Here is a 19,900-nt window from a genome sequence, read left to right as displayed (position 1 = left end):
AGCATTGGTCTATGTCACCACGCTGGGAGCCTATTCCCGACATCCACAGGGGTCGTAGCGTCGTCCACACCCTCCACGTGCACTTGGTCTTTACCCCCAAGTACCGGCGCGGGCCCTTCACTGACGAGATCCTCCGGCGGTGTGAAGAGGTCATGCGCGACGTGTGCACCGATTTCGGCACCGAGCTGCGGGAGTTCAACGGCGAACGCGATCACGTCCACCTGCTCGTGCACTACCCGCCCAAGGTCGCCATCTCCCGACTCGTCGGCTCCCTCAAAGGAGTCTCCGCCCGCCGCCTGCGGCAGGAATTCCCCGACCACATCCGCATGTACTTGTGGGGCGAACACTTCTGGTCGCCGTCCTACTTCGCCGCCTCCGCCGGCGGCGCACCCCTCGCCGTCATCAAGGAGTACATCGAGAAACAGAAACGTCCCAGCTGAGGTCAGTAATGTAGACCCGTGCTCCCGCGCGGGTCAGAGCAGTGTTAAGAAGCACTTCCTCCCGGGCATGAACGCCAGGGGTTTCGTGCTAGATCATGCTGAAGACGGCCCGGCCGGGGTTCGGCCCGGGCCGGGTGGGCGATACCCCCGACATGTGCGCACGAGGGGAGGTGGCGGCCATGGAGCCGATCATGCGACTGGGGACGGGCATCGGATGGCGGCCGGAGATCGCGGACGTCGTCGAGCGGATGCCCGGCATCGACTGGGTCGAGGCCGTGTCCGAGAACCTGTGTCCCGGGCGCCTGCCCGACTCGCTGCTGCGGCTGCGCCGGCGCGGCGTGACCGTCGTGCCGCACGGCGTCTCGCTCGGACTCGGCGGCGCCGAACGGCCGGACGCGGGGCGGCTGGCGGCACTGGCGGAGCGGGCCGGGGTACTCGGGGCGCCGCTGGTCACCGAGCACATCGCGTTCGTGCGGGCGGGCGGGGCGCCGGGCGCGTCGCCCCTGCTGGAGGCCGGGCACCTCCTGCCCGTGCCGCGCACCCGCGACGCCCTCGACGTGCTGTGCGAGAACGTGCGCATCGCGCAGGACGCGCTGCCCGTCCCGCTCGCCGTGGAGAACATCGCCGCGCTCTTCTCGTGGCCGGACGAGGAGCTGACGGAGGGGCAGTTCCTGTACGAGCTGGCCGACCGGACCGGCGTGCGGCTGCTGATCGACGTCGCGAACCTGCACACCAACCACGTCAATCGCGGCGAGGACCCGGCCGAGGCGCTCGGTGAACTGCCCCTGGAGGCCATCGCCTACGTCCATGTCGCGGGCGGCTTCGAACGGGACGGCGTCTGGCACGACAGCCACGCCCACCCCGTTCCGCGGCCGGTGCTCGACATCCTGACCGACCTCGCCTCGCGCGTCGCACCGCCGGGCGTGCTGCTGGAGCGGGACGAGAACTTCCCCGAGGGGGAGGAGTTGGCGGGCGAGGTGGCGTCGATCCGTGCGGCCCTCGCCGAGGGACGGGCGCGCGGGGCGTCCGGCGGCCCGGACCCGGCGGGGCCACGCCGGGCCGTACCCCGAGGTTCCGGCGCCGTCGCCGGCGCCGGCGACGCCGTACGGCAGCGGCTCGGACGCGCGCAGCACGCGCTGCTGGCCTCGCTGGTGGCGGGGGCGCCCGTGCCCGAGGGGTTCGACCGGGCCCGGCTCGGGGTGCAGGCGCGGGCGCTGGCCGGCAAGCGGGCCGACGTGGTCGCGAAGGTCGCGCCCGAACTGCCGGTGATCCTGGGCCCGCGGTACCGGCCGGCCTTCCTCGCCTACGCGCGGACGCGCCCGATGACCGGCGGCTACCGGCGGGACGCACTCGACTTCGCCGAGCACGTGCTGCGGGCCGGGGCGGGACCGGAGGGCATCTTCCGGGATGTGCGGCGGGAGTTGCGGGAGTGGTGGCGGGAACGCTCGGGACCGGTACCGCGGTCGGCCCGGCCCGGGGCCCGGCTGGCCCGTGCGACCAGGCGCGTCCTGCTGCGCCGTTGAACCTCGCACCGCCGCGGGGGACCGTCGCCGGACGGAACGTCACCCACCCGCACCACCGCGTCCCGGAATGTGAACAGGGCATGGCGCGCGTGAAAGCCTTTGACATACAAGTACGTCATGTTCTGGGTCCTTTTCCTCCTGTCGGCCTGGGCCGTGGCCGGGCTCGCGTGTCTGCGCCTGTGCCTGGCCGCCGTGCGGGCCGCGGCAGCGGCCGCGGCCGCCCCGCGCTCCGTCGCCCGTGAGCACGCGCTGACGCTGTACGAGGCGGCGTTCCTGTCCGGCGGCCCACGGCGGGTGGCCGACCTGACGCTCGTGTCGATGGCGCGTCAGCGGCGGCTGCTGCTCGCGCACACCGGCTGGGCGACGGTCGTGGATCCGTGCGGGCGCGACGACATGGAGCGGTCGGTCATCGGAGCGATAGGGCCGGAGGGGCAGTCGCGGATAGCACCGGTACGGGCCGCCGCGGCAACCGCCGACGCCGTACGGGGCCTGGCCGACCGGCTGGTGGGCGCGGGCCTCGCCGTGCCCGACGGCGGCGCCGGCGGCGTCGCGGACGGGGTGCGGCGGGTGCGGGCCGCCGCGGCCACCGTGTGCGCGCTCGGCCTCGCCGCCCTGGCCCTGCCCCTCCCCACCACCGAGCCGCGCCTTCTGGTCGCCCTCTGGTTCGCGCTGCCGCTCGCCCTGACCCTGGGGTGCCTCGTCATCACGCGCATGGAGGTCCACCCGTACTCGCGCTGGGCCTCACCCGCCGGGCAGCGGCTGATCGGCGCCCTCGTGCAGCGGGCCGACGGCACGGCGGACGACCGGACCTTCCTCACCTCGGTCGCCGTGCGGGGCGTCCACGCGATCGGCGAACCGGACCTGCGTGCGGCCTTCGCACACCGGGAGGAGTACGCCGAGGGGCACCGCGAGCGCCGGGTCTGACCCGCCGGGCCCGCGGGGGCGCACGGAGGCACTCGGCGCCGACACCCGCGGCCGGTGCTTGCCCCGCACCTCCGGCGCGCCAAACATCCCTTCTGTCACCCCCGCGCCACCGAAGGGATACGCGATGCGAGCTGCCGTCCTCTACTCGGCCGCCGGGTCCTTGCTGCTGACCACCCTCGCCGCCGGCCCGGCCCGGGCGACGGCCCCGGCGGGCCCCGAGTCCCCCGAGGCACGCGGCACCGCCGTGGCCGCCGGGCGCGCGGCGGCGGCCGGGATCACGTTCGGCCCCTGCCCGAAGGCGGAGGAACTGCCGGGCGGCATCCGCTGCGGCACGGTCAGCGTGCCCCTGGACTACGCGCACCCCGACGGCAAGCAGATCGAACTCGCCGTCAGCCGCGTACCGGCCACCCACAAGGACCCGGACAACGGCAAGCACAAGGTCCCCGGCCAGGGCGCCCTCCTCTACAACCCGGGCGGCCCCGGCGCCTCGGGGCTGTACTTCCCGCTGGTGGGCATGGTGCCCGAGTGGAAGCGCATCGCCGCCGCCTACGACCTCGTCGGCTACGCCCCGCGCGGCGTCGCGCCCTCCGCGCCGCTGTCCTGCCAGGACCCCGGCGACTTCTTCAAGGGGCCCCGGCCCGCTCCGACGCAGCCCTCGGACGCGTACAAGGCGGAGCGCGCCGCCGAGGCGGAGACGTACGCGCACGACTGCGCCGCACGCGCCGGGGACGCGCTGCGCCACTACCACTCGCTCAACAACGCCCGTGACCTGGAGGTCGTCCGCGCGGCGCTGGGCGAGCGGCGGCTCACCTTCATGGGCGCGTCGTACGGCACCTACCTGGGGGCGCTGTACGCCGAACTGTTCCCGTCGCACGTGCGGCGGATGGTGTTCGACGCGGTGGTGAACCCGGACCCAGAGCAGGTCTGGTACCGCAACAACCTCGACCAGTCCGAGGCGTTCGAGGACCGCTGGGACGACTTCAAGGAGTGGGTCGCCGAGCACGACGCCGAGTACGGGCTCGGCGACACGCCGAGGAAGGTGCAGGACGGCTACGACGAGGCGAGCGCGCGGCTGGCCGCGGAGCCGGCGGGCGGGACGGTGGGGCCCGCGCAGTTGCAGGGGGCGATGCTGAAGGCCGGGTACTACGACGACTACTGGCCGCACCGCGCCGAGGCGCTGTCGGCGTACCTGAAGGGCGATCCGCAGCCGCTGGTCGACCAGGCGGGCACGCGCACCGAGGAGGGCTCGGTCGCGGCGGAGAACTCCAACGCCGTGTACACGGCCGTCGAGTGCAACGACGCGCCGTGGCCGACCGACTTCCGGGTCTGGGACCGGGACAACACGCGGCTGGCCCGCCGGGCGCCGTTCGAGACCTGGGACAACGTGTGGGCGAACCTGCCGTGCGCCTACTGGCGGGCGCCCCGGCAGCAGCCGCTCGACGTGCGCACCGCGCCGGGTGAGCTGCCGCCGACGCTGGTCCTGGCCGCGGAACGCGACGCGGCGACGCCGTACGAGGGCGCGCTGGAGCTGCGGCGGCGGCTGTCGGGCTCGGTCCTGGTGACCGAGCGGGACGCCGGGACGCACGGCGTCGCGGCGGGTCCGAACGCCTGCGTCAACGACCACTTGGAGGCGTACCTGCTGGAGGGCCGCCTCCCGGCGCGGGACACGTCGTGCGCCCCACGCCCGGAGCCGCGGCCTCAACCGAAGCCGAGGACCTGACTAGGCGAGCCCGGCAACCAGCTCGCCGATCTCCTTACGGCGCCCCGTGTAGAAGGGGATCTCCTCGCGGACGTGGCGGCGGGCCTCGGAGCCGCGCAGGTGGCGCATGAGGTCGACGATGCGGTGCAGTTCGTCGGCCTCGAAGGCGAGGATCCACTCGTAGTCGCCCAGCGAGAAGGAGGCGACCGTGTTGGCGCGCACGTCCGGGAAGCCGCGGGCCATCTTGCCGTGGTCCGCGAGCATGCGCCGGCGGTCCTCGTCGGGCAGCAGATACCAGTCGTACGAGCGCACGAACGGGTAGACGCTGATGTAGTTCCGCGGCGTCTCGTCGGCCAGGAAGGCCGGGATGTGCGAGCGGTTGAACTCGGCGGGGCGGTGCAGCGCCATGTTCGACCAGACCGGCTCCAGCGCGCGGCCCAGCCTGGTGCGGCGGAAGAGGTTGTACGCCTCCTGGAGCTGGTCGGCGGTCTCGGCGTGCCACCAGATCATGAGGTCGGCGTCGGCGCGCAGGCCGGACAGGTCGTAGGTGCCGCGGATCGTCACGTCCTTGGCGGCGAGCTGGTCGAACAGCTCCTGGACCTCGTCGGCGTAACCGGCGCGGTCCTCGGGGAGGGTGTCCTTGAGCTTGAAGACGGACCAGAGGGTGTAGCGGATGACCTCGTTGAGGTCCTTGGCCAGCTTGCCCTTGTTGGGGGTGCGCTCGGCCGCGGGGGTGGAGGCGTCGTCACTCATGGCCCTATTCTCCCGCTCCGCCGTGCAGGCTCTGCACCGGGTGGGCCGTGAGCTCCTCCACACCGCGCAGGTCGCCCCGGACCTGGTCGACGGCGGCGTACGCGCTCGCGATGCTCGCCGGGATGCCGACACCGTCGTAGGCCGCGCCGCACACCGCGAGGCCCGGGAGTCCCGCGACGTGCTCGCGGACCCGGGCCACGCGCGCGTGGTGGCCGACCGGGTACTGCGGCAGGCCGTCCTGCCAGCGGGTGACGCGGGTGGCGACCGGCGCGGCGGCCAGTCCGGTGGCCTCGCGCAGGTCGTGCCGGGAGACGGCGACGAGGCCCGCGTCGTCGCGGCCGAGGATCTCCGTGTCGCCGTACCGGCCCACCGAGGTGCGCAGGACGACCAGGTCCGGGTCCTCGTCGGCGATCCAGCCCCACTTGCGGGAGGCGAAGGTGGACGCCTTGATGGTGTGCCCGTCGACGGGCGGTACGAGGAAGCCGCTGCCCTCGGGGAGCGCGGCGGCGTCCGAGCGGCGGTAGGCGAGGGTGATCAGGGCCATCGAGGCGTACTCCACCGCGGACAGCTCGGCCGCGGCGGCGGGCGCCTCGGCGCGCAGCAGCTCGGCGGCGGGGCGTGCGGGCACGGCGACGACGACCGCCGCGGCGTGCCGCACCCGGTCCCCGGCGACGACCCGCCAGCCGCCGCCGGCCGTGTGCCGCAGCTCCGTGACGGGCGCGCCGGTGACGATCTCGCCGCCGCGCGCGCGGACCGACTCGGCGACGGCGAGCGGGAGCGTGCCGACGCCGCCCTCGATGCCCGTGAACACCGGCCCGCTCGGCGGGGAGGTGGCCGTGCGGCCCTGGAGCGCGCGGACCGCCTCGGTGAGGGAGGCGTGGGTGCGGGCGGCCTCGAAGAGCTGCGGCACGGCCGAGCGCAGGGAGATGCGGTAGGCGTCGCCCGCGTAGACGCCGCCGAGCAGCGGTTCGACGAGGCGGTCGACGACCTCGCGGCCCAGGCGCGCCGCGACGTACTCCCCCACCGCCACGTCCTCGCCGACCTCGGTGCGGGGCAGTTCGGCGTCGCGCCCGATGCGGGCGAGCCCCTCCTCGGAGAGCACGCCGGACAGGGCGGCGGCGGTGCCGGGGACCCCCATGACGTGGCCCTTGGGCATGGGGCGCAGGGCGCCGCGGGTCCACAGGGAGGCCGTCGCGGTGGACGGCGGCTGGAGCCGGTCGGCGAGACCGGCGGCGCGGGCCAGGCCGACGGCCTCGGGACGGCGGGCCAGCATCGACTCGGCCCCGAGGTCGACGCGGACTCCGGCGATCTCGCCGGGCAGCAGCTTGCCGCCGACGCGGTCGGACGCCTCCACCACGGTCACCCGGACGCCGTGCTCCAGGAGGCGGTGGGCGGCGGCCAGTCCGGCGATGCCGGCTCCGACCACGACCACGTGTTCCGGGCCCGCGGGCCGCTCACCCGCCGGGTCCTCACTCGGGTTCTCACTTGCGCACATGTCCCTCAGCGTCTCAGACCGCGCCGCGCCCGCCCCGGGGCCGGGTGGCCCTGGTGGCGGGCCGCTGGTCCCGCGCGTGCGGTCGGTCCCCGCGACGCCCGCCCGCGTAGCGTGTCCGCATGAGCATCGGCACGGGCACGGGGATGGGCATGAGCGGTGCGGGCGGTACCGGAAGGCACGCCGGGGAGCGGCTGGTCGTGGTCGGCGGCGATGCGGCGGGCATGTCCGCCGCGTCGCAGGCCCGCCGGCTGAAGGGCCCGGCGGAACTGGAGATCGTGGCGTTCGAACGCGGCCACTTCAGCTCGTTCTCGGCGTGCGGCATCCCGTACTGGGTCGGCGGCGACGTGTCCGACCGGGACCTCCTGATCGCCCGTACGCCGGAGGAGCACCGCGCCCGGGACATCGACCTCAGGATGCGCACCGAGGTCACGGAGATCGACGTGGCCGGCGGGCGGGTGCGCGCGCGGGACCTCGACTCCGGGGCGCAGTACTGGACGGCGTACGACAAGCTCGTGATCGGCACCGGCGCGCGGCCGATCCGGCCGGAGCTGCCGGGCATCGACGCGCCCGGCGTGCACGGGGTGCAGACGCTGGACGACGGGCAGGCGCTGCTCGACACGCTGGCCGGCACGCGGGGCCGGCACGCGGTGGTCGTCGGCGCCGGGTACATCGGCGTGGAGATGGCCGAGGCGCTGATCAACCGCGGCTACGAGGTGACGGTCGTCAACCGCGGCCGGGAGCCGATGTCGACGCTCGACCCGGACATGGGCCGCATGGTGCGCACGGCCATGGAGGGCCTCGGCATCACGATGGTGAACGGCGCCGCGGTCACCGAGGTGCTGACCGGCGACGACGGCCGGGTCCGGGCGGTGGCCACCGAGGACGGGGAGTATCCGGCGGACGTCGTGGTCCTCGGCGTCGGCGTACGGCCGGAGACGGGCCTCGCCGAGGCGGCCGGTCTCCCGCTCGGCGCCCACGGCGGACTGCTGACGGACCTGGCCATGCGGGTGCGCGGGCACGAGAACATCTGGGCGGGCGGCGACTGCGTGGAGGTCCTCGACCTGGTCTCCGGGCGGGAGCGGCACATCCCGCTGGGCACGCACGCCAACAAGCACGGCCAGGTCATCGGCACCAACGCGGGCGGCGGTTACGCCACCTTCCCGGGCGTGGTCGGCACCGCGGTCAGCAAGGTCTGCGACCTGGAGATCGCGCGGACCGGGCTGCGCGAGAAGGACGCGCTGCGGGCGGGGCTGCGGTTCGTGACGGCGACGATCGAGTCCACCAGCCGCGCGGGCTACTACCCGGACGCCTCCCCCATGACCGTGAAGATGCTCGCCGAGCACCGCACCGGCAGGCTCCTCGGCGTGCAGATCGTCGGCCGCGAGGGCGCGGGCAAGCGGGTCGACGTCGCCGCGGTGGCCCTCACGGCCGGGATGACGGTCGAGCGGATGACCGCCCTGGACCTGGGCTACGCGCCACCCTTCTCGCCGGTCTGGGACCCCGTCCTGGTGGCGGCCCGCAAGGCGGCGCGGGTGGTGGAGCAGCAGCGCTGAGACGAGGCGGCCCGGGGCAACCCGAGACCGGGCGATCCGGGACCGGGCAACCCGAGACCGGGCGATCCGGGACCGGGCAACCCGAGACCGGGCGATCCGGGACCGGGCGACCCGAGGCCGGGCGACCCGAGGCCGGGGCGGCACCGGTCCTCACGCCGTCCCGTTGATGCGGTCGATGGCCTGCCGCGCCTGCTCGGCCGGGGGCCGCGCCGGCAGGGACGACACCGAGGCCGGGGGGCTCACGGGGGCGGCGCCGGCCGTCGGCGCGGGGGCGCCCACCGCGGGCGGCTGCTCACCGGCCGGCCTGGCGTGGGAGGCCCGCACGGAGCGCAGCCGGTGGCTCACCGCCTCGTCCAGCGTCACCGGCCGCTGCAGCTGCGCGGCCAGCCGCCCGGCCTCCTGGCCGAGCCGGGCCACGTCCTCCCAGGGCAGCCGCACCACGAGCGCGACCTCGGCCTCGCCGTCGGGCAGGGCCTGCATCGTCGCGGCCGGTGTGACCCGTTCGTTCATCGCCAGTTCCTCACGTCGTCCCCGTGCCCCGCCTTCCCCGGAACACGGGCGGTTGGGAGGGGATACGTACACACGGACGGCGGCGTTCAACGGGCGAACCGATTCGCCGCCCGCCGGGCGGGCAGTACTGTCCCGTGGTCATCCCCGTCCATGACGTGAACCCGGCGCGCCGCACCCCCTGGGTGACGTACGCGCTGGTCCTCGCGAACATCCTGGTGTTCCTGTTCACCCCCGGCATGACCGGGTCCGTGACGGGCGACGGCGGCCTGGCGCAGATGTGCGACCTCCAGGCCTTCCTGGACCGCTGGGCGGCGGTGCCGCAGGAACTGCTCCAGCACCGGATGCCCCGCCTGGTGCCGACGGGCGACACCGGGGTCGGCCCGCAGGGGCCGGGGTGCGTGGTGGCGCCGCCCGGCTACGACAAGTCGCCGGAGCTGAGCGTCCTGACCGCGATGTTCCTGCACGGCGGCTGGCTGCACCTGCTGGGCAACATGCTGTTCCTGTGGATCTTCGGCAACAACGTCGAGGACCGGCTGGGCCACCTGCGCTACCTGCTCTTCTACGGCGTCTGCGGCTACGCGGCGACCTACGGTTTCGCCCTGCTGAACGCGGGCTCGGGCGCCCCGCTGATCGGCGCGTCCGGCGCGATCGCCGGGGTGCTCGGCGCCTATCTGGTGCTGTATCCGAAGGCGCGGGTCTGGGTGCTGGTGCCCTTCCTGATCTTCCTGCCGCTGCGGCTGCCCGCCTGGGTCGTCCTGGGCCTGTGGTTCGTCCTTCAGGCGTTCTACTCCGCGGGCCAGGGTGTCTCCGACGCAGGCACCGTCGCCTACGTGGCGCACGTGGCCGGCTTCGCGGTCGGGGCGCTCCTCGCCTGGCCGCTCAGGCCCGGCACTCCCCCACCGCCCCCGCCGCGCGGCGCGCTCTTCGGCCGGCGGGCGCGGCCTCCCTGGTAGGAGCCCGGGGAAGCGCCGTCACCGCGGGACGTATAATCGGACGAACCGGGCGGCGAACGGCTGCGGGGACGGGGAAAGCGAGAGGGTGTGGACCGACTCACCGCGGTCGAGCGCGCGCTGCGCGCGGCGACGCCGAACGCCCTGCTCGACATCGTCACGGCAGCCCTCATGGAGCAGTACGGCGCCGTACGCGTCGAGTTGCGGCTGGCCGACTACGGGATGAGGTCGCTGCAGGCGGTCGAGACCGTGCCGTTCAGCACGGAGCCGGTCATGATCCATGACAGCCCGCAGGGCCGGGCGTTCGGATCCCAGGAACCGTACGTGCTCCCCGACCCCGACGGGCACGCGGTGACCGTGCACTTCCCGGTGACCATCCGCGGCGACCGCATGGGTGTGCTGTCGGTCACCATGCCGGAGGACCGCTACGCCTAGGCCCTGATCCCGGAGATGCAGCACATCTGCGACGTCCTGGGCCACGAGATCCTCGTCGCGGAGCGCGACACCGACCTCTACGTACTGGCCAGGCGGGCCGCGCGGCTGACGCTGGCCGCCGAGATGCAGTGGCAGTTGCTGCCGGGGCGGGCGTGTTCGCGACCCGAGTTCTCCCTGGGGGGCCATCTCGAACCCGCGTACTCGATCCTCGGGGACAACTTCGACTGGTCCGCCTCCGCCGAGCACCTGACGCTGACCGTCACCAACGGCATGGGCGAGGGCATCGAGGCCGCGCTCCTGACCAACCTGGCCGTCAACGCCATGCGCAACGCCCGGCGCGCCGGCCTCGGCCTGGCCGACCAGGCGTGCCTCGCCGACCAGGCGGTGTACGCGCAGTACCGCGGTGCGGCCCACGTCTCGGTGCTGCTGCTCCGCTTCGACCTCGCGACCGGCGAGGTCCGGGCCGTGGACGCGGGGTCCCCGAGGCTCTGGCGGCTGAGGGACAAGCAGGTGACCGCGATGCCGTTCGACGCCCAACTGCCCCTCGGCATGTTCGGCGACACGCCCTACACGTGTGAGGAGTTCCGGGTACGTCCCGGCGACCGCCTCCTGATCGGCAGCGACGGCGTCTACGACACCGCGTCCGCCGCCGGCGAGATGTACGGGGAGCGGGCCCTGGCCCGGTCACTCGCCTCGACCCGGCTCCTTCCCCCGCCGCAGGTGCCCGGCGCGGTGCTGCGCGAACTGGCGACGTACCGCGGGCAGACGCCGCTGGACGACGACGCGCTGGTCGTGTGCCTCGACTGGAACGGGCGTCACTGAACCCGGTCCGCCGGACGTCGCGCGTCGGGCGGCGGTGATCGCCGCGGACGCGGCCGCGGGGCCCGGCACGTACGAAACATGTTCGTGACGCTTGTGTGACGCGTATGCCATGGGCATGGTCATGGATGTGTAGTCTCTCCCAGCGTGTCACTCGTTTGCCGGCGACGCCCTCGTACGCTAAAAGTTGCCGTCGGGCAAATGATCAGCAGTGAAGTACTCAGCGGTGAGTGCTCAGTCAAGCGGCACCCGAGTGGGAGACGAGAGCGACGTGCACGGTCAGCGCAGCAACGCGGGAGTCAGAACGGCGCCGGTCAAGGAGCGGAGCGCCGTGTGACGCTGGGCACCGACCACCCTCACGCCGAGGGCCGCCACGGCGGGCCGCCGGCGCCCGGGACCGAGCGTCAGCCGGAGCCTCCGCCCCGTGCGGCGAACGCGCTTCCGGAGCCCCTGAGCCCGGCGGAGTGCGACGTGGTCCGCAGCAGCCTCGCCCTGCTCGAACCGCAGGCCGCGGACCTGGCCGTCTACTTCTACGCCATCCTGTTCGTGCGGTATCCCGGCGTCCGTGACCTCTTCCCGCAGGACATGGACGTGCAGCGGGACCGGCTGCTGCGTGCCCTGCTGCGCATCGTGGATCTCGTCGACTCGCCCGAGCACCTGGCCCGCTTCTGCTCCCGACTCGGCCGCGACCACCGCAAGTTCGGGACCCTGACGGAGCATTACGCGGCGGTCGGGGAATGCCTCCTGCAGACGCTGGCCCGCTACGCGGGGCCCGCCTGGACGCCGGAGACGGCCCAGGCCTGGCAGCGCGCCTACCAGATCGCCTCCGAGGCGATGATCCTCGCCGCCAACGACGACACCCGGCTGCGCCCCGCGGTGTGGGAGGCCCGCGTCGTCGGCCACCGCCACCTGGGCAACGCCCTGGCGGAGATCACCGTGGCGACGAACCCGGCCTACCCCTACCAGGCCGGCCAGTACGTCAGCATGGAGACGCCGTGGCGGCCCCGCGTGTGGCGCCACTACTCCCCGGCCAACGCCCCGCGGGCCGACTCGACCCTGACCTTCCACGTGCGTCACGTGTCCGGCGGCCACGTGAGCCACGCGCTCGTCTACCGGGCCCGGGTCGGCGACGTCGTGCGCCTCGGCCCTCCCGAGGGCGACATGCTGCTCTCGGCGGCCTCCGCCCAGGATCTCGTGTTCGCGGCGGGCGGTACGGGTCTGGCTCCGGTCAGGGCCCTGATCGAACAACTCGCGGCGGAGCAGCGCCCTCCGGAGCGGCGGGTGCACCTGTTCGTCGGGGCCCGCACCGGCAACGAGCTGTACGGGTTCAACGACATGCTCCGCATGGCGCAGCGCCACCACTGGCTGTCGGTCCGGGCCGCCGTCTCCCACGAGGACATCCCCGGCGCCCAGGGCTTCCTGCCGGAGGTGATCGCCGCGTCCGGCCCGTGGGAGCACGCGGAGGCGTTCGTCAGCGGGCCTCCCGGCATGATCGCCGCCACCCGGCAGGCACTCCTGCGGTGCGGGATGCCCGCCTTCCGCATCCACCACGACCCGTTGGGCGTCCCGGTGCTGGACGCCCCTCTGGAGCCGGTCCACCAGGCGCAGGAAGAGGACTACCGCATATGAACAACCGGCCCGCAGGCCCGGGTTCCGCAGGCGAACGCCTCCTGCAGAGCCACCTGGGGACGACCGACCGTGCCGCCGTCTTCTACGACCGGCAGGTCCAACCCCAACTCACCCCGATGATGCGGGAGTTCGTCCGGCAGCAGACCATGGTCTTCCTGTCGACCGCCGACGCGGCCGGCAACTGCGACACCGGTTTCCGGGCCGGTCCCCCGGGTTTCGTCATCGACCTCGACGCGGACACCCTGACCTACCCCGAGTACCGGGGCAACGGGGTCCACGCGGGCAACGGGAACATCCTCGAGAACCCGCACCTGGGCCTGCTCTTCATCGACTTCACGCATCACCACATAGGGCTCCACGTCAACGGCAGGGCGAAGGTGGTCAGTGACGCGGAGCAGCGGAGCGTCTATCCGCACCTGCCCGTCGACACCGCCCAGAGCCGGAAGCCGGCCCTCTGGGTCCATCTGACGGTGGACGAGGCCTATGTCCAGTGCTCCAAGTACATCCCGCACCTGGAGCCCGCCCCCCGCCCGAGGGGGGCGACGGCCAACCGGCCCAAGGACAGCGACTACTTCGTCGCACCCGCGCCCGCACCCGATCACCGCCGGCCGGTGGAGCACGGCGCCGGACACCCGCTGCCGGTCATGGAGCACGAGCGGCTACGGCTCACGCCCGACCAGGCCTGAGGCGCCGTCCGGGTACGGTCCCGACGCGGTGCCGTACGCCGGCCGGCCCGCGGCCCACCGCACCCGGACCGTCTTGCCGTCGCCGCGCGGGAGTATCTCCACCGGGCCGAAGAGCTCCCGCACGATGTTCAGTCCGTGGCCGCCCAGCCCGTCGGTGTCCGCGACACGTGCGGTGGGCACCGCGGGGCTCCGGTCGTCGACGTCCACGACGATCGCCCGCCCCTCCGCACGTACCGTCAGGCGCCACCAGCCACCGGCGTGGCGGGCGGCGTTGGCGACCAGTTCGGACACCACCAGCGCCAGCGCGCCGAGGTCGGCGTCGGGCCACTGCCGGGCGACGAACGCCTTCGCGGCACGCCGGGCGTCCGAGACGCCTCCGTCGGACGACGTCATCGTGATCAACACGCACCCCGATCCGTACTGCCGGCTCCGCTCCACCGCCGGACCGGCCGGGTGGAACCCCGCCCGTGACCCGTCCTTCGTACCGGCTGACTCACCGCTACCGTATGCCCCGCCGCCGGGGCCGGTACTCAGGCCGTCCGGCCGGTCCGGTCGACCCGGCGGACCAGGGTGGTCCCCTCCACGGCGTCCCGGAAGGCGGACAGCCCCTTGAGCAGGGCCGCCCGGGTCGAGCGGGGCATGGTCTCGATCACCGCGCGCAGTACGTCCTCGCGCTGGGCCCTGAGGTCGCGCAGATAGGTCTCGCCCCGCTTGGTCAGGTGGAGCATCAGCTCCCTGCGGCTGGCGGGACTGGGGGTCCGCTCCACGAAGCCGAGGGCCTGCAACCGGTCGCAGAGCCGGCTGGCCGACGGCGGGGAGCAGCCGAGGACCTCGCCGAGTGTGCGCAGGTTGATGCCGTCCTCCCGCTCCAGGCTGTAGAGCACCCGCAGCTGCGACGAGGACACCGGAGTGACCTGGGCGGCGTCGCGGCCGCGTTCCCACAGCACTTCCAGGAGTTCGACGACCTCGCACGCCGCTTCGGCCGCTTCCCCGGACCGGGGCGGGGGCGAGGTGGCTCGCGCGTTCATGTGGGGCACTCCATCGGGCTGGTCGTTCCCGCCGCACGGGTGGGAGAAGCGGGCCTCGCCCCGCTCGCAGGGCTTCGGCCGTCGCCCCCGCCCGCTGCTCCGGCGGCCACTCCCGCGTGACCGCCTCGTTCGGGGCACATGTGAACCATATCGTCCCATGGCCTCCATCTCGCCTGCCGCCGGGGCGGATCGCTCCTGGCGGAGCCGTCCGGGCCCGGCCCCTTCGCTCCCCGCCCCTTCGCTCCCGGCCCCTTCGCTCCCGGTCAGGCGGCGCGCGGTGCGGTGACGGCCAGGACGGCGATGTCGTCGTGGCGGCCGTCGCCGATCCATTCGTCGGTGAGCATCTGGACGCGCTCCACGACGGCCTCGGCCGGGAGGCCGGCGCATTCGGCCAGGGCCCGCTGCAGACGCCCCTCGCCGAACATGCTGTCGCCGAGCGGCCCTCCCTTGGCCTCGGTGACGCCGTCGGTGTACAGCAGGCACGTCTCGCCCGGGGCCAGCCGCACGTGGGCGGTGCGGGACTCGATCGCCGGCAGGACGCCGATCAGCGTGCCCCCGGTGTCGGCCTCCTCGACCCGGCCGTCCCGCCGCACGATCAACGGCACGGGGTGACCGGCCGACGTCAGCCGCAGCAGCACGTCGCGGCCCTCGCGGCGCACGGAGGCGAGCACGAGCGTGGCGAACCGCACCGGGCCGGCGCCGCGCATGGCGTCGTTGACGCGCCGCAGCATCCGTGCGTGGTCGTCGGCCATCGGGAGCAGGGCGTGCAGCGTGTTGCGGATCCTGCCGGTGAGCACGGCGGCCTCCAGCCCCTTGCCCGCCACGTCTCCCAGCACGGCGAGGGTCTCGGGGCAGTCCTCGCCGGGCGGGTGGACGTCGTAGAAGTCGCCGCCGATCAGGTCGGTGTCCACGCTGGCCCGGTAACCGCCGGCGAACTCCACTCCCTCCACCCGGTGCAGCGTCGGCGGGAGGAGGGCCTGGACGAGGGTGTCCGCGACGGCGTTCTGCTCGGCGTACAGCCGCGCGGCGGACAGCGCCGCACCGGCGCGGGCGGCGAACAGCCCGGCGAAGGCCTCCTCCGACGCGCTGAAGGCGCTCTGCCGCGCCCGGCGCAACAGGATCAGCGCACCGGCCGGCACGCCGTGTCCGGGCAGGGGGGTGACGACCAGTGAGCCGACCGGCCCGAAGCCCTCGGGGACGAGCCAGTCGGGGGCGGTGGCGGGATCTATCCAGCGCGAGGGCACCGGCGGGAAACCGCGCAGCGCCTCGGCCAGTCCCGGCACGGAATCCGGCGTGCCGGACACCGCGACGTGGGCGAGACGTCCGTCCTGGTCGCAGACGACCACGGGCAGTCTGCGGCCCCCGGCCGGGGCGACGACCAGCGCGGCGTCGGCCAGGTGGTCGGCGGCCAGGCTCGCGGTCACCTCCATGCAGCGGTCCAGGTTCAGCGAGGACAGCAGGGCGCTGGACGCCTCCGCCAGGAAGCGGGTGCGCTCCCGCTCGGCGGCGAGTTCCGCCGCCACCGACCGGTAGGCGGTCTCGTCCACCAGCCACCATGCCGTGCCGCCGCCGGCGAGGCGGGTGCGCTGTGCCGAGAAGTGGCGTCCGCCCCACGCGCCGTTGACGTCGCCGGGCCCTTCGGAGTGCTGCGCGCGGGCGAGCCAGGCGGGCGAGGACAGCGGCTCGTGGAGGCGGGCGGCCGGCAGCAGCGCCGAGGCCGCGTCGTTGAGCTGTACGACCCGTCCCGCCGCGTCCACGACCACCACCGGGTACGGGGCGTTCGCGGCACCCACCGCGTCAGCGGTGTCCGTGCCGGCACCCTCCGGGAGAACAGCCATCGATCGGGGGCCCGGATCCGGGCCCTCACCTCACCTCACGCGCGCGGTCTTCACACATTAACTTGCCGAGTGACAACTATCCCGCAATCCTTGCACCCGGGCAACCCGCCCGGGCGGCAGGACGAGTACCACCGGTGACCTCGCGTTCCGCGGGAGGGACGTCACACGGGGCCGTCTTGGAGCCGATGAACACGAGCTGGCAGAGTGCGGAGCATGAGCGACGAACAGCTGGTCACAGTCAGAGAGAGCGAACAGGCGTTCGTGGTGGCGGTCGCCGGAGAGGTCGACATCGACGTGGTCAACGAGCTCCACGAGTCGATGGCGCGGGCCTGGCGGGCGAACGCCCCTGTGACGGTGGTGGACCTGTCCGGGACCGAGTTCGCCGACTCCAGTCTCCTCAACCTGCTCCTCGAAGCCCGGCTGCGGTACGCGGAGCAGGGGCGAAGGCTGGCCGTCTCCGGGCCCTTCCACCCGACCGTGGCACGGCTGTTCCGGATCACCGGCACCGCGGACCACCTGCCGCTGGCCTCGACCACGGACGCGGCGGTCCGGCAGGCACACCCGGCACCCTGAGCGGCGTGCGGCGCCCCGTACTCAGGCGGCCGCCTCCTCCCGCACGACCGGCGTCGCGGTCCAGCGGATACGGGTGCCGCACAGGGCGACGGCGACGGCGGACGCGGCCACCGCGCCCATGCCCCAGGCGAGGCTGCTCGCGCTCGCGATGAAGCCGATCAGGGGCGGGCCGGCCAGCAGGCCGGTGGTGCCCATGGCGGCGACCAGCGTCAGCGCGTCCGACCCCTGCCGGGCCGCGGCGGCGTAGACGCAGGGGGTCACGGCGGCGATGCCCAGGCCCATGCAGGCGAACCCGGCGAGGGCGGGCGCGACACCGCCACTGACCAGGGCGGCGGCGAGACCGGCGCCGGCCGCGGTGCTGCCGACGAGGACGACGCGGCCGTCGCCCCAGCGGGCGCGCCAGCCGTCGGCGAAGACACGGGCGACGACCATCATGCCGGAGACGACGGCGATGCCCAGCGGGGCCAGTTCCGCCGAGGCCTCGGCGACGTCCCTGAGGTAGAGGGCGGACCAGTCGTTCATGGCCCCCTCGGCGACCGTGCCGAAGACCATCGCGCAGCACATCCACAGGGTCAGGCGGGAGGGGAGGGTCCATCGGCGCCGGGCCGGTTCCGGGGCGGCGGTCTCGGCCGGGGTGTCCTCGGCGGGGGCGTCCTGCGCGGGGGCGTCCTGCTCCAGCAGGCCCGTGCGGGACGTCAGGTTCAGGGCCGCCAGGAGGACCGCGGCGACGCCGAAGTGGGCCAGGACCGAGTCGGTCGCCGCGGTCATGCCGGAGGCGACGAGGGCGGCGAGCAGGGAACCGGCGCTGAATGTGGCGTGCAGCCTCGCCATCGTGTTGCGTTCGTGCCGTGTCTCCAGGGCCGCGCCCTGCGCGTTCATGGCCACGTTCAGGCCGCCGACCAGGACGCCGTCCGCGCACATGACCAGGAGGGCCACCGGGTAGTTGGGGGCCGCCGCGAGGGCGGGCAGCGCGAGGGCCAGGCCGAGCTGGGAGAGCAGGGCCAGGCGGCGCGAGCCCAGGCGGCGCATCAGGTACGCCACTGCGGGGAACGTCACCGCCGAGCCGACCCCCGCGGCCATCAGGAGCACACCCACCTCGCCCGCGCTCAGGTCCAGGTCGGACTTGAGCACCGGGATCCGGGCCGCCCAGGTGGCGTACTGGAATCCCAGGGAGAGGAAGAGCGCGGCGATCGCCAACTGGCCGCGCAGGAAGGGGTCGTTCAGGCGGGACACGCGCATCAGCTCACTTCGCGCAGGGTGGTTGCGGGCGGGGACGGGGACGGACGGGCCGGGACCGGCTTGGACATGTAGACGGCCCCGCCGCCGTACGCGCCGGCGGGCACGACGCCGGGCTGGGCGACGAAGCCGCGCGCCGTCCAGAAGCCTTCGGTGCCGCCCACGGCGACCAGCGAGATCCGCTCGTCGCCGCGGGCCCTGGCCGTGCCGGTGAGGTGGTGCAGGAGGTGGCTGGCGAGCCCGCGCCGGCGCAGGCCGGGCGCCACGACGATGTCGTGCAGGTGGAGGTTGCCCCAGCCACCGGACCCGCTGGACGGGCTGGACGAGCCGGACGGGTGCGCCGGCGGTTCCGCGTCCTCCGTCCGGGCCAGGTCGGGGTAGCGGTGCGGCGGGTAGGGCAGGGCGAGGACGTAGCCGGCGGTGCGGGGGCCGACGTCCACGACGAAGCAGGTGTCCGGCGACGCCGCCGCCCGGGACTGCAGCGCGGCCCGGTCCTCCGACAGGCCGAGGCCGCTGTAGGCGTCCCGCTCCAGCGCGACCACGGCGTCCCAGTCCCGGTCGGCGAGGAGCCGTACGCGCACGGTCTCATCCATCGGCGCCGGTCCCCTCCGGGCGGTCGGCCCAGGCGTGCGGGAGCGGGGCGAAGCCGTTGAATCCGAGGGTGGTGTAGCTGGTCGCGTACGCGCCGCAGGACAGCACCCAGACCGGGTCGCCGGAGGCCAGCGCGGCGGGTACCCGGACCAGTCCCTCCTCGTGGGAGTAGGCGTCGTCGCTGTCGCAGGTGGGTCCGGCGACGACGGCGGGCACCCGCGGCCCTGCGGTGTGGCCCGGGAAGTGCAGGGGGTACTGGAGCGCGTCCATCTCGTAGAGTCCGTTGAACTTGCCGCAGCTCAGGTAGAGCCAGTACTGCCGCTCGCCGCCCGCTCCGCGGCGCTCGGCGAGGCGGGTGACGTGGGCGCGGATCGCGCCGTGGTCGGCGACGAGGTGCCGCCCCGGTTCGACGACGAAGTCCAGGGGACCCCCGTGGACGCGGCGCAGTTCGTCCGTGCCCTCCCGGATCACCCGGAAGATCTTGTCCAGCGGCGGGTCGAGGAGCGCGCCGCGCCGGTCGCGGTAGCCGAGCGCGGGCAGTCCGCCGCCGAGGTTGACGTGGTCGACGCGGATGCCGCGCCGGTCCAGGGCGCGCAGTACGTCGCCCAGGTCGTCGACGGCGGCGTGCCAGGCTTCGCCGGTCATCTGCTGGGAGCCGACGTGCACGGACAGCCCGGCCGGGACGAGACCGGCGTCCCGGGCCCGGGCCAGCACGTCGACGGCGTCCTCGGGCGGGCAGCCGAACTTGTTGCTCAGTCCCCACACGGCCCCCGCCCCGCCGGTCGCCACCCGGCAGAAGACTCGGGCGCCGGGCGCGTGGACGGCGAGGGCGGCCACGTCCTCGGCGCTGTCGGTGGCGAAGGTGCGCACGCCCAGCCGGTACGCCTCGGCGATGTGCCGGTCGGACTTGACGGTGTTGCCGTAGTGCACGCGCCCGGCCGGGACCCCGGCCCGCAGCGCCTGCTCCACCTCGCCGGGGCTGGCGGCGTCGACCCCGGCGCCCCGGCGGGCGAGGACGCCGAGGACCTCGTCGAGCGGGCAGGCCTTGAGCGCGAACCGCACCTGTACGCCGGGCAGTTCGGCCCGCAGGGTGTCCAGGCTCCGGCCGATGCCGGCCAGGTCGTAGACGATCCGGTCCTCGGTGGCGGCGGCGAGGGCGGCGGCCAGGGGCTCGCTGAGGACCGCGCCCGTCGGCAGCGCTCTGACCGGGTCCGTCCC

General features: G+C 74.2%; 18 protein-coding genes and 1 pseudogene. 10 read left to right on the top strand and 9 right to left on the bottom strand.

Going from position 1 to position 19,900, the window contains the following annotated elements:
• Positions 1 to 11 precede the first annotated feature (11 nt).
• The 4 genes from tnpA (at position 12) to IG94_RS0127645 (ending at position 4,607) form a co-directional block, all read left to right on the top strand.
• Positions 12 to 440 (top strand): IS200/IS605 family transposase, encoded by a 429-nt coding sequence (tnpA, locus tag IG94_RS0127660; RefSeq protein ID WP_078892447.1) that lies wholly within the window; start codon positions 12 to 14, stop codon positions 438 to 440.
• A gap of 188 nt (positions 441 to 628) precedes the next feature.
• Positions 629 to 1,963, top strand: a complete 1,335-nt coding sequence (locus IG94_RS0127655) for an MbnB/TglH/ChrH family RiPP precursor modification enzyme (RefSeq protein ID WP_031042932.1) — start codon at positions 629 to 631, stop codon at positions 1,961 to 1,963.
• A 117-nt stretch (positions 1,964 to 2,080) separates the two neighbouring features.
• Entirely contained in the window at positions 2,081 to 2,887 is an 807-nt protein-coding gene (locus IG94_RS0127650) for a TIGR04222 domain-containing membrane protein (protein ID WP_031042930.1), read from the top strand.
• A 124-nt stretch (positions 2,888 to 3,011) separates the two neighbouring features.
• Positions 3,012 to 4,607: an alpha/beta hydrolase gene (locus IG94_RS0127645; RefSeq protein ID WP_031042927.1), complete on the top strand. Its 1,596-nt coding sequence runs from the start codon at positions 3,012 to 3,014 to the stop codon at positions 4,605 to 4,607.
• On the opposite strand, the gene hemQ is transcribed toward IG94_RS0127645, so the two are convergent.
• Both hemQ and hemG read right to left on the bottom strand, forming a co-directional pair.
• Positions 4,608 to 5,339: a hydrogen peroxide-dependent heme synthase gene (hemQ, locus tag IG94_RS0127640; protein WP_031042924.1), complete on the bottom strand. Its 732-nt coding sequence runs from the start codon at positions 5,337 to 5,339 to the stop codon at positions 4,608 to 4,610.
• 4 nt (positions 5,340 to 5,343) lie between these two features.
• The gene (gene hemG / locus IG94_RS0127635) at positions 5,344 to 6,834 is read right to left on the bottom strand and encodes a protoporphyrinogen oxidase (RefSeq protein ID WP_052410885.1); all 1,491 of its coding nucleotides are present in this window, start codon (positions 6,832 to 6,834) and stop codon (positions 5,344 to 5,346) included.
• A gap of 143 nt (positions 6,835 to 6,977) precedes the next feature.
• Between hemG and IG94_RS0127630 the strand changes: the two genes are divergently transcribed.
• Positions 6,978 to 8,387, top strand: coding sequence for an FAD-dependent oxidoreductase (locus IG94_RS0127630; RefSeq protein ID WP_372459440.1), 1,410 nt, complete (start codon positions 6,978 to 6,980; stop codon positions 8,385 to 8,387).
• 150 nt (positions 8,388 to 8,537) lie between these two features.
• Here the strand turns inward: IG94_RS0127630 and IG94_RS0127625 are convergent, their stop codons facing one another.
• Positions 8,538 to 8,897, bottom strand: coding sequence for a hypothetical protein (locus IG94_RS0127625; protein WP_031042905.1), 360 nt, complete (start codon positions 8,895 to 8,897; stop codon positions 8,538 to 8,540).
• Between the two features lie 134 nt (positions 8,898 to 9,031).
• Here IG94_RS0127625 and IG94_RS0127620 point away from each other — a divergent pair, with 134 nt between their 5' ends.
• The 4 genes and pseudogenes from IG94_RS0127620 (at position 9,032) to IG94_RS0127605 (ending at position 13,416) form a co-directional block, all read left to right on the top strand.
• The gene (locus tag IG94_RS0127620) at positions 9,032 to 9,850 is read left to right on the top strand and encodes a rhomboid family intramembrane serine protease (RefSeq protein WP_031042904.1); all 819 of its coding nucleotides are present in this window, start codon (positions 9,032 to 9,034) and stop codon (positions 9,848 to 9,850) included.
• Between the two features lie 87 nt (positions 9,851 to 9,937).
• A pseudogene (locus tag IG94_RS38900) lies at positions 9,938 to 11,104 on the top strand (PP2C family protein-serine/threonine phosphatase).
• 468 nt (positions 11,105 to 11,572) lie between these two features.
• Positions 11,573 to 12,730, top strand: coding sequence for a globin domain-containing protein (locus IG94_RS0127610; protein ID WP_224219679.1), 1,158 nt, complete (start codon positions 11,573 to 11,575; stop codon positions 12,728 to 12,730).
• Positions 12,727 to 13,416: a pyridoxamine 5'-phosphate oxidase family protein gene (locus IG94_RS0127605; RefSeq protein ID WP_078535741.1), complete on the top strand. Its 690-nt coding sequence runs from the start codon at positions 12,727 to 12,729 to the stop codon at positions 13,414 to 13,416. The genes IG94_RS0127610 and IG94_RS0127605 overlap by 4 nt, the downstream gene beginning before the upstream one ends.
• On the opposite strand, the gene IG94_RS0127600 is transcribed toward IG94_RS0127605, so the two are convergent.
• The 3 genes from IG94_RS0127600 to IG94_RS0127590 all read right to left on the bottom strand — a co-directional run bounded on the left by IG94_RS0127600 (position 13,390) and on the right by IG94_RS0127590 (position 16,282).
• Positions 13,390 to 13,821 carry an ATP-binding protein gene (locus tag IG94_RS0127600; RefSeq protein ID WP_157852323.1) on the bottom strand — a complete coding sequence of 144 codons (432 nt, stop codon included), beginning with the start codon at positions 13,819 to 13,821 and terminating at the stop codon, positions 13,390 to 13,392. The two genes, IG94_RS0127605 and IG94_RS0127600, sit on opposite strands and share 27 nt — an antisense overlap.
• Before the next feature lie 125 nt (positions 13,822 to 13,946).
• On the bottom strand, positions 13,947 to 14,444 hold the full coding sequence (locus tag IG94_RS0127595; RefSeq protein ID WP_043484650.1) for a MarR family winged helix-turn-helix transcriptional regulator: 498 nt from the start codon (positions 14,442 to 14,444) through the stop codon (positions 13,947 to 13,949).
• 263 nt (positions 14,445 to 14,707) lie between these two features.
• Positions 14,708 to 16,282, bottom strand: a complete 1,575-nt coding sequence (locus IG94_RS0127590) for a PP2C family protein-serine/threonine phosphatase (RefSeq protein WP_052410883.1) — start codon at positions 16,280 to 16,282, stop codon at positions 14,708 to 14,710.
• A 213-nt stretch (positions 16,283 to 16,495) separates the two neighbouring features.
• Here IG94_RS0127590 and IG94_RS38895 point away from each other — a divergent pair, with 213 nt between their 5' ends.
• The gene (locus IG94_RS38895) at positions 16,496 to 16,855 is read left to right on the top strand and encodes an STAS domain-containing protein (protein WP_031042887.1); all 360 of its coding nucleotides are present in this window, start codon (positions 16,496 to 16,498) and stop codon (positions 16,853 to 16,855) included.
• 21 nt (positions 16,856 to 16,876) lie between these two features.
• On the opposite strand, the gene IG94_RS0127580 is transcribed toward IG94_RS38895, so the two are convergent.
• From IG94_RS0127580 to IG94_RS0127570, 3 genes are read right to left on the bottom strand one after another with little or no spacing between them, the layout of a single operon-like run.
• Positions 16,877 to 18,094, bottom strand: a complete 1,218-nt coding sequence (locus IG94_RS0127580; RefSeq protein ID WP_211269694.1) for an MFS transporter — start codon at positions 18,092 to 18,094, stop codon at positions 16,877 to 16,879.
• Positions 18,094 to 18,684: a GNAT family N-acetyltransferase gene (locus IG94_RS0127575; protein ID WP_031042882.1), complete on the bottom strand. Its 591-nt coding sequence runs from the start codon at positions 18,682 to 18,684 to the stop codon at positions 18,094 to 18,096. Before IG94_RS0127575 ends, IG94_RS0127580 begins: the two co-directional genes overlap by 1 nt.
• Positions 18,677 to 19,879, bottom strand: coding sequence for a type III PLP-dependent enzyme (locus tag IG94_RS0127570; protein WP_031042876.1), 1,203 nt, complete (start codon positions 19,877 to 19,879; stop codon positions 18,677 to 18,679). The genes IG94_RS0127575 and IG94_RS0127570 overlap by 8 nt, the downstream gene beginning before the upstream one ends.
• Positions 19,880 to 19,900: the final 21 nt, after the last annotated feature.

Origin of the sequence: Streptomyces olivaceus (assembly GCF_000721235.1) — a bacterium.
Classification (GTDB): domain Bacteria; phylum Actinomycetota; class Actinomycetes; order Streptomycetales; family Streptomycetaceae; genus Streptomyces; species Streptomyces olivaceus.
Note: the sequence above shows the minus strand (reverse complement) of the source record. Positions and strands in the feature narration are given on the sequence as shown.

Bases quoted from the DNA above. Each gene is read 5' to 3' on its own strand.
- tnpA (WP_078892447.1), top strand. From the start codon at position 12: ATGTCACCACGCTGGGAGCCTATTCCCGACATCCACAGGGGTCGTAGC.
- IG94_RS0127650 (WP_031042930.1), top strand. From the start codon at position 2,081: ATGTTCTGGGTCCTTTTCCTCCTGTCGGCCTGGGCCGTGGCCGGGCTC.
- IG94_RS38895 (WP_031042887.1), top strand. From the start codon at position 16,496: ATGAGCGACGAACAGCTGGTCACAGTCAGAGAGAGCGAACAGGCGTTC.
- hemQ (WP_031042924.1), bottom strand. From the start codon at position 5,339: ATGAGTGACGACGCCTCCACCCCCGCGGCCGAGCGCACCCCCAACAAG.
- IG94_RS0127645 (WP_031042927.1), top strand. From the start codon at position 3,012: ATGCGAGCTGCCGTCCTCTACTCGGCCGCCGGGTCCTTGCTGCTGACC.
- IG94_RS0127625 (WP_031042905.1), bottom strand. From the start codon at position 8,897: ATGAACGAACGGGTCACACCGGCCGCGACGATGCAGGCCCTGCCCGAC.
- hemG (WP_052410885.1), bottom strand. From the start codon at position 6,834: ATGTGCGCAAGTGAGAACCCGAGTGAGGACCCGGCGGGTGAGCGGCCC.
- IG94_RS0127590 (WP_052410883.1), bottom strand. From the start codon at position 16,282: ATGGCTGTTCTCCCGGAGGGTGCCGGCACGGACACCGCTGACGCGGTG.
- IG94_RS0127595 (WP_043484650.1), bottom strand. From the start codon at position 14,444: ATGAACGCGCGAGCCACCTCGCCCCCGCCCCGGTCCGGGGAAGCGGCC.
- IG94_RS0127630 (WP_372459440.1), top strand. From the start codon at position 6,978: ATGGGCATGAGCGGTGCGGGCGGTACCGGAAGGCACGCCGGGGAGCGG.
- IG94_RS0127580 (WP_211269694.1), bottom strand. From the start codon at position 18,094: ATGCGCGTGTCCCGCCTGAACGACCCCTTCCTGCGCGGCCAGTTGGCG.
- IG94_RS0127575 (WP_031042882.1), bottom strand. From the start codon at position 18,684: ATGGATGAGACCGTGCGCGTACGGCTCCTCGCCGACCGGGACTGGGAC.
- IG94_RS0127605 (WP_078535741.1), top strand. From the start codon at position 12,727: ATGAACAACCGGCCCGCAGGCCCGGGTTCCGCAGGCGAACGCCTCCTG.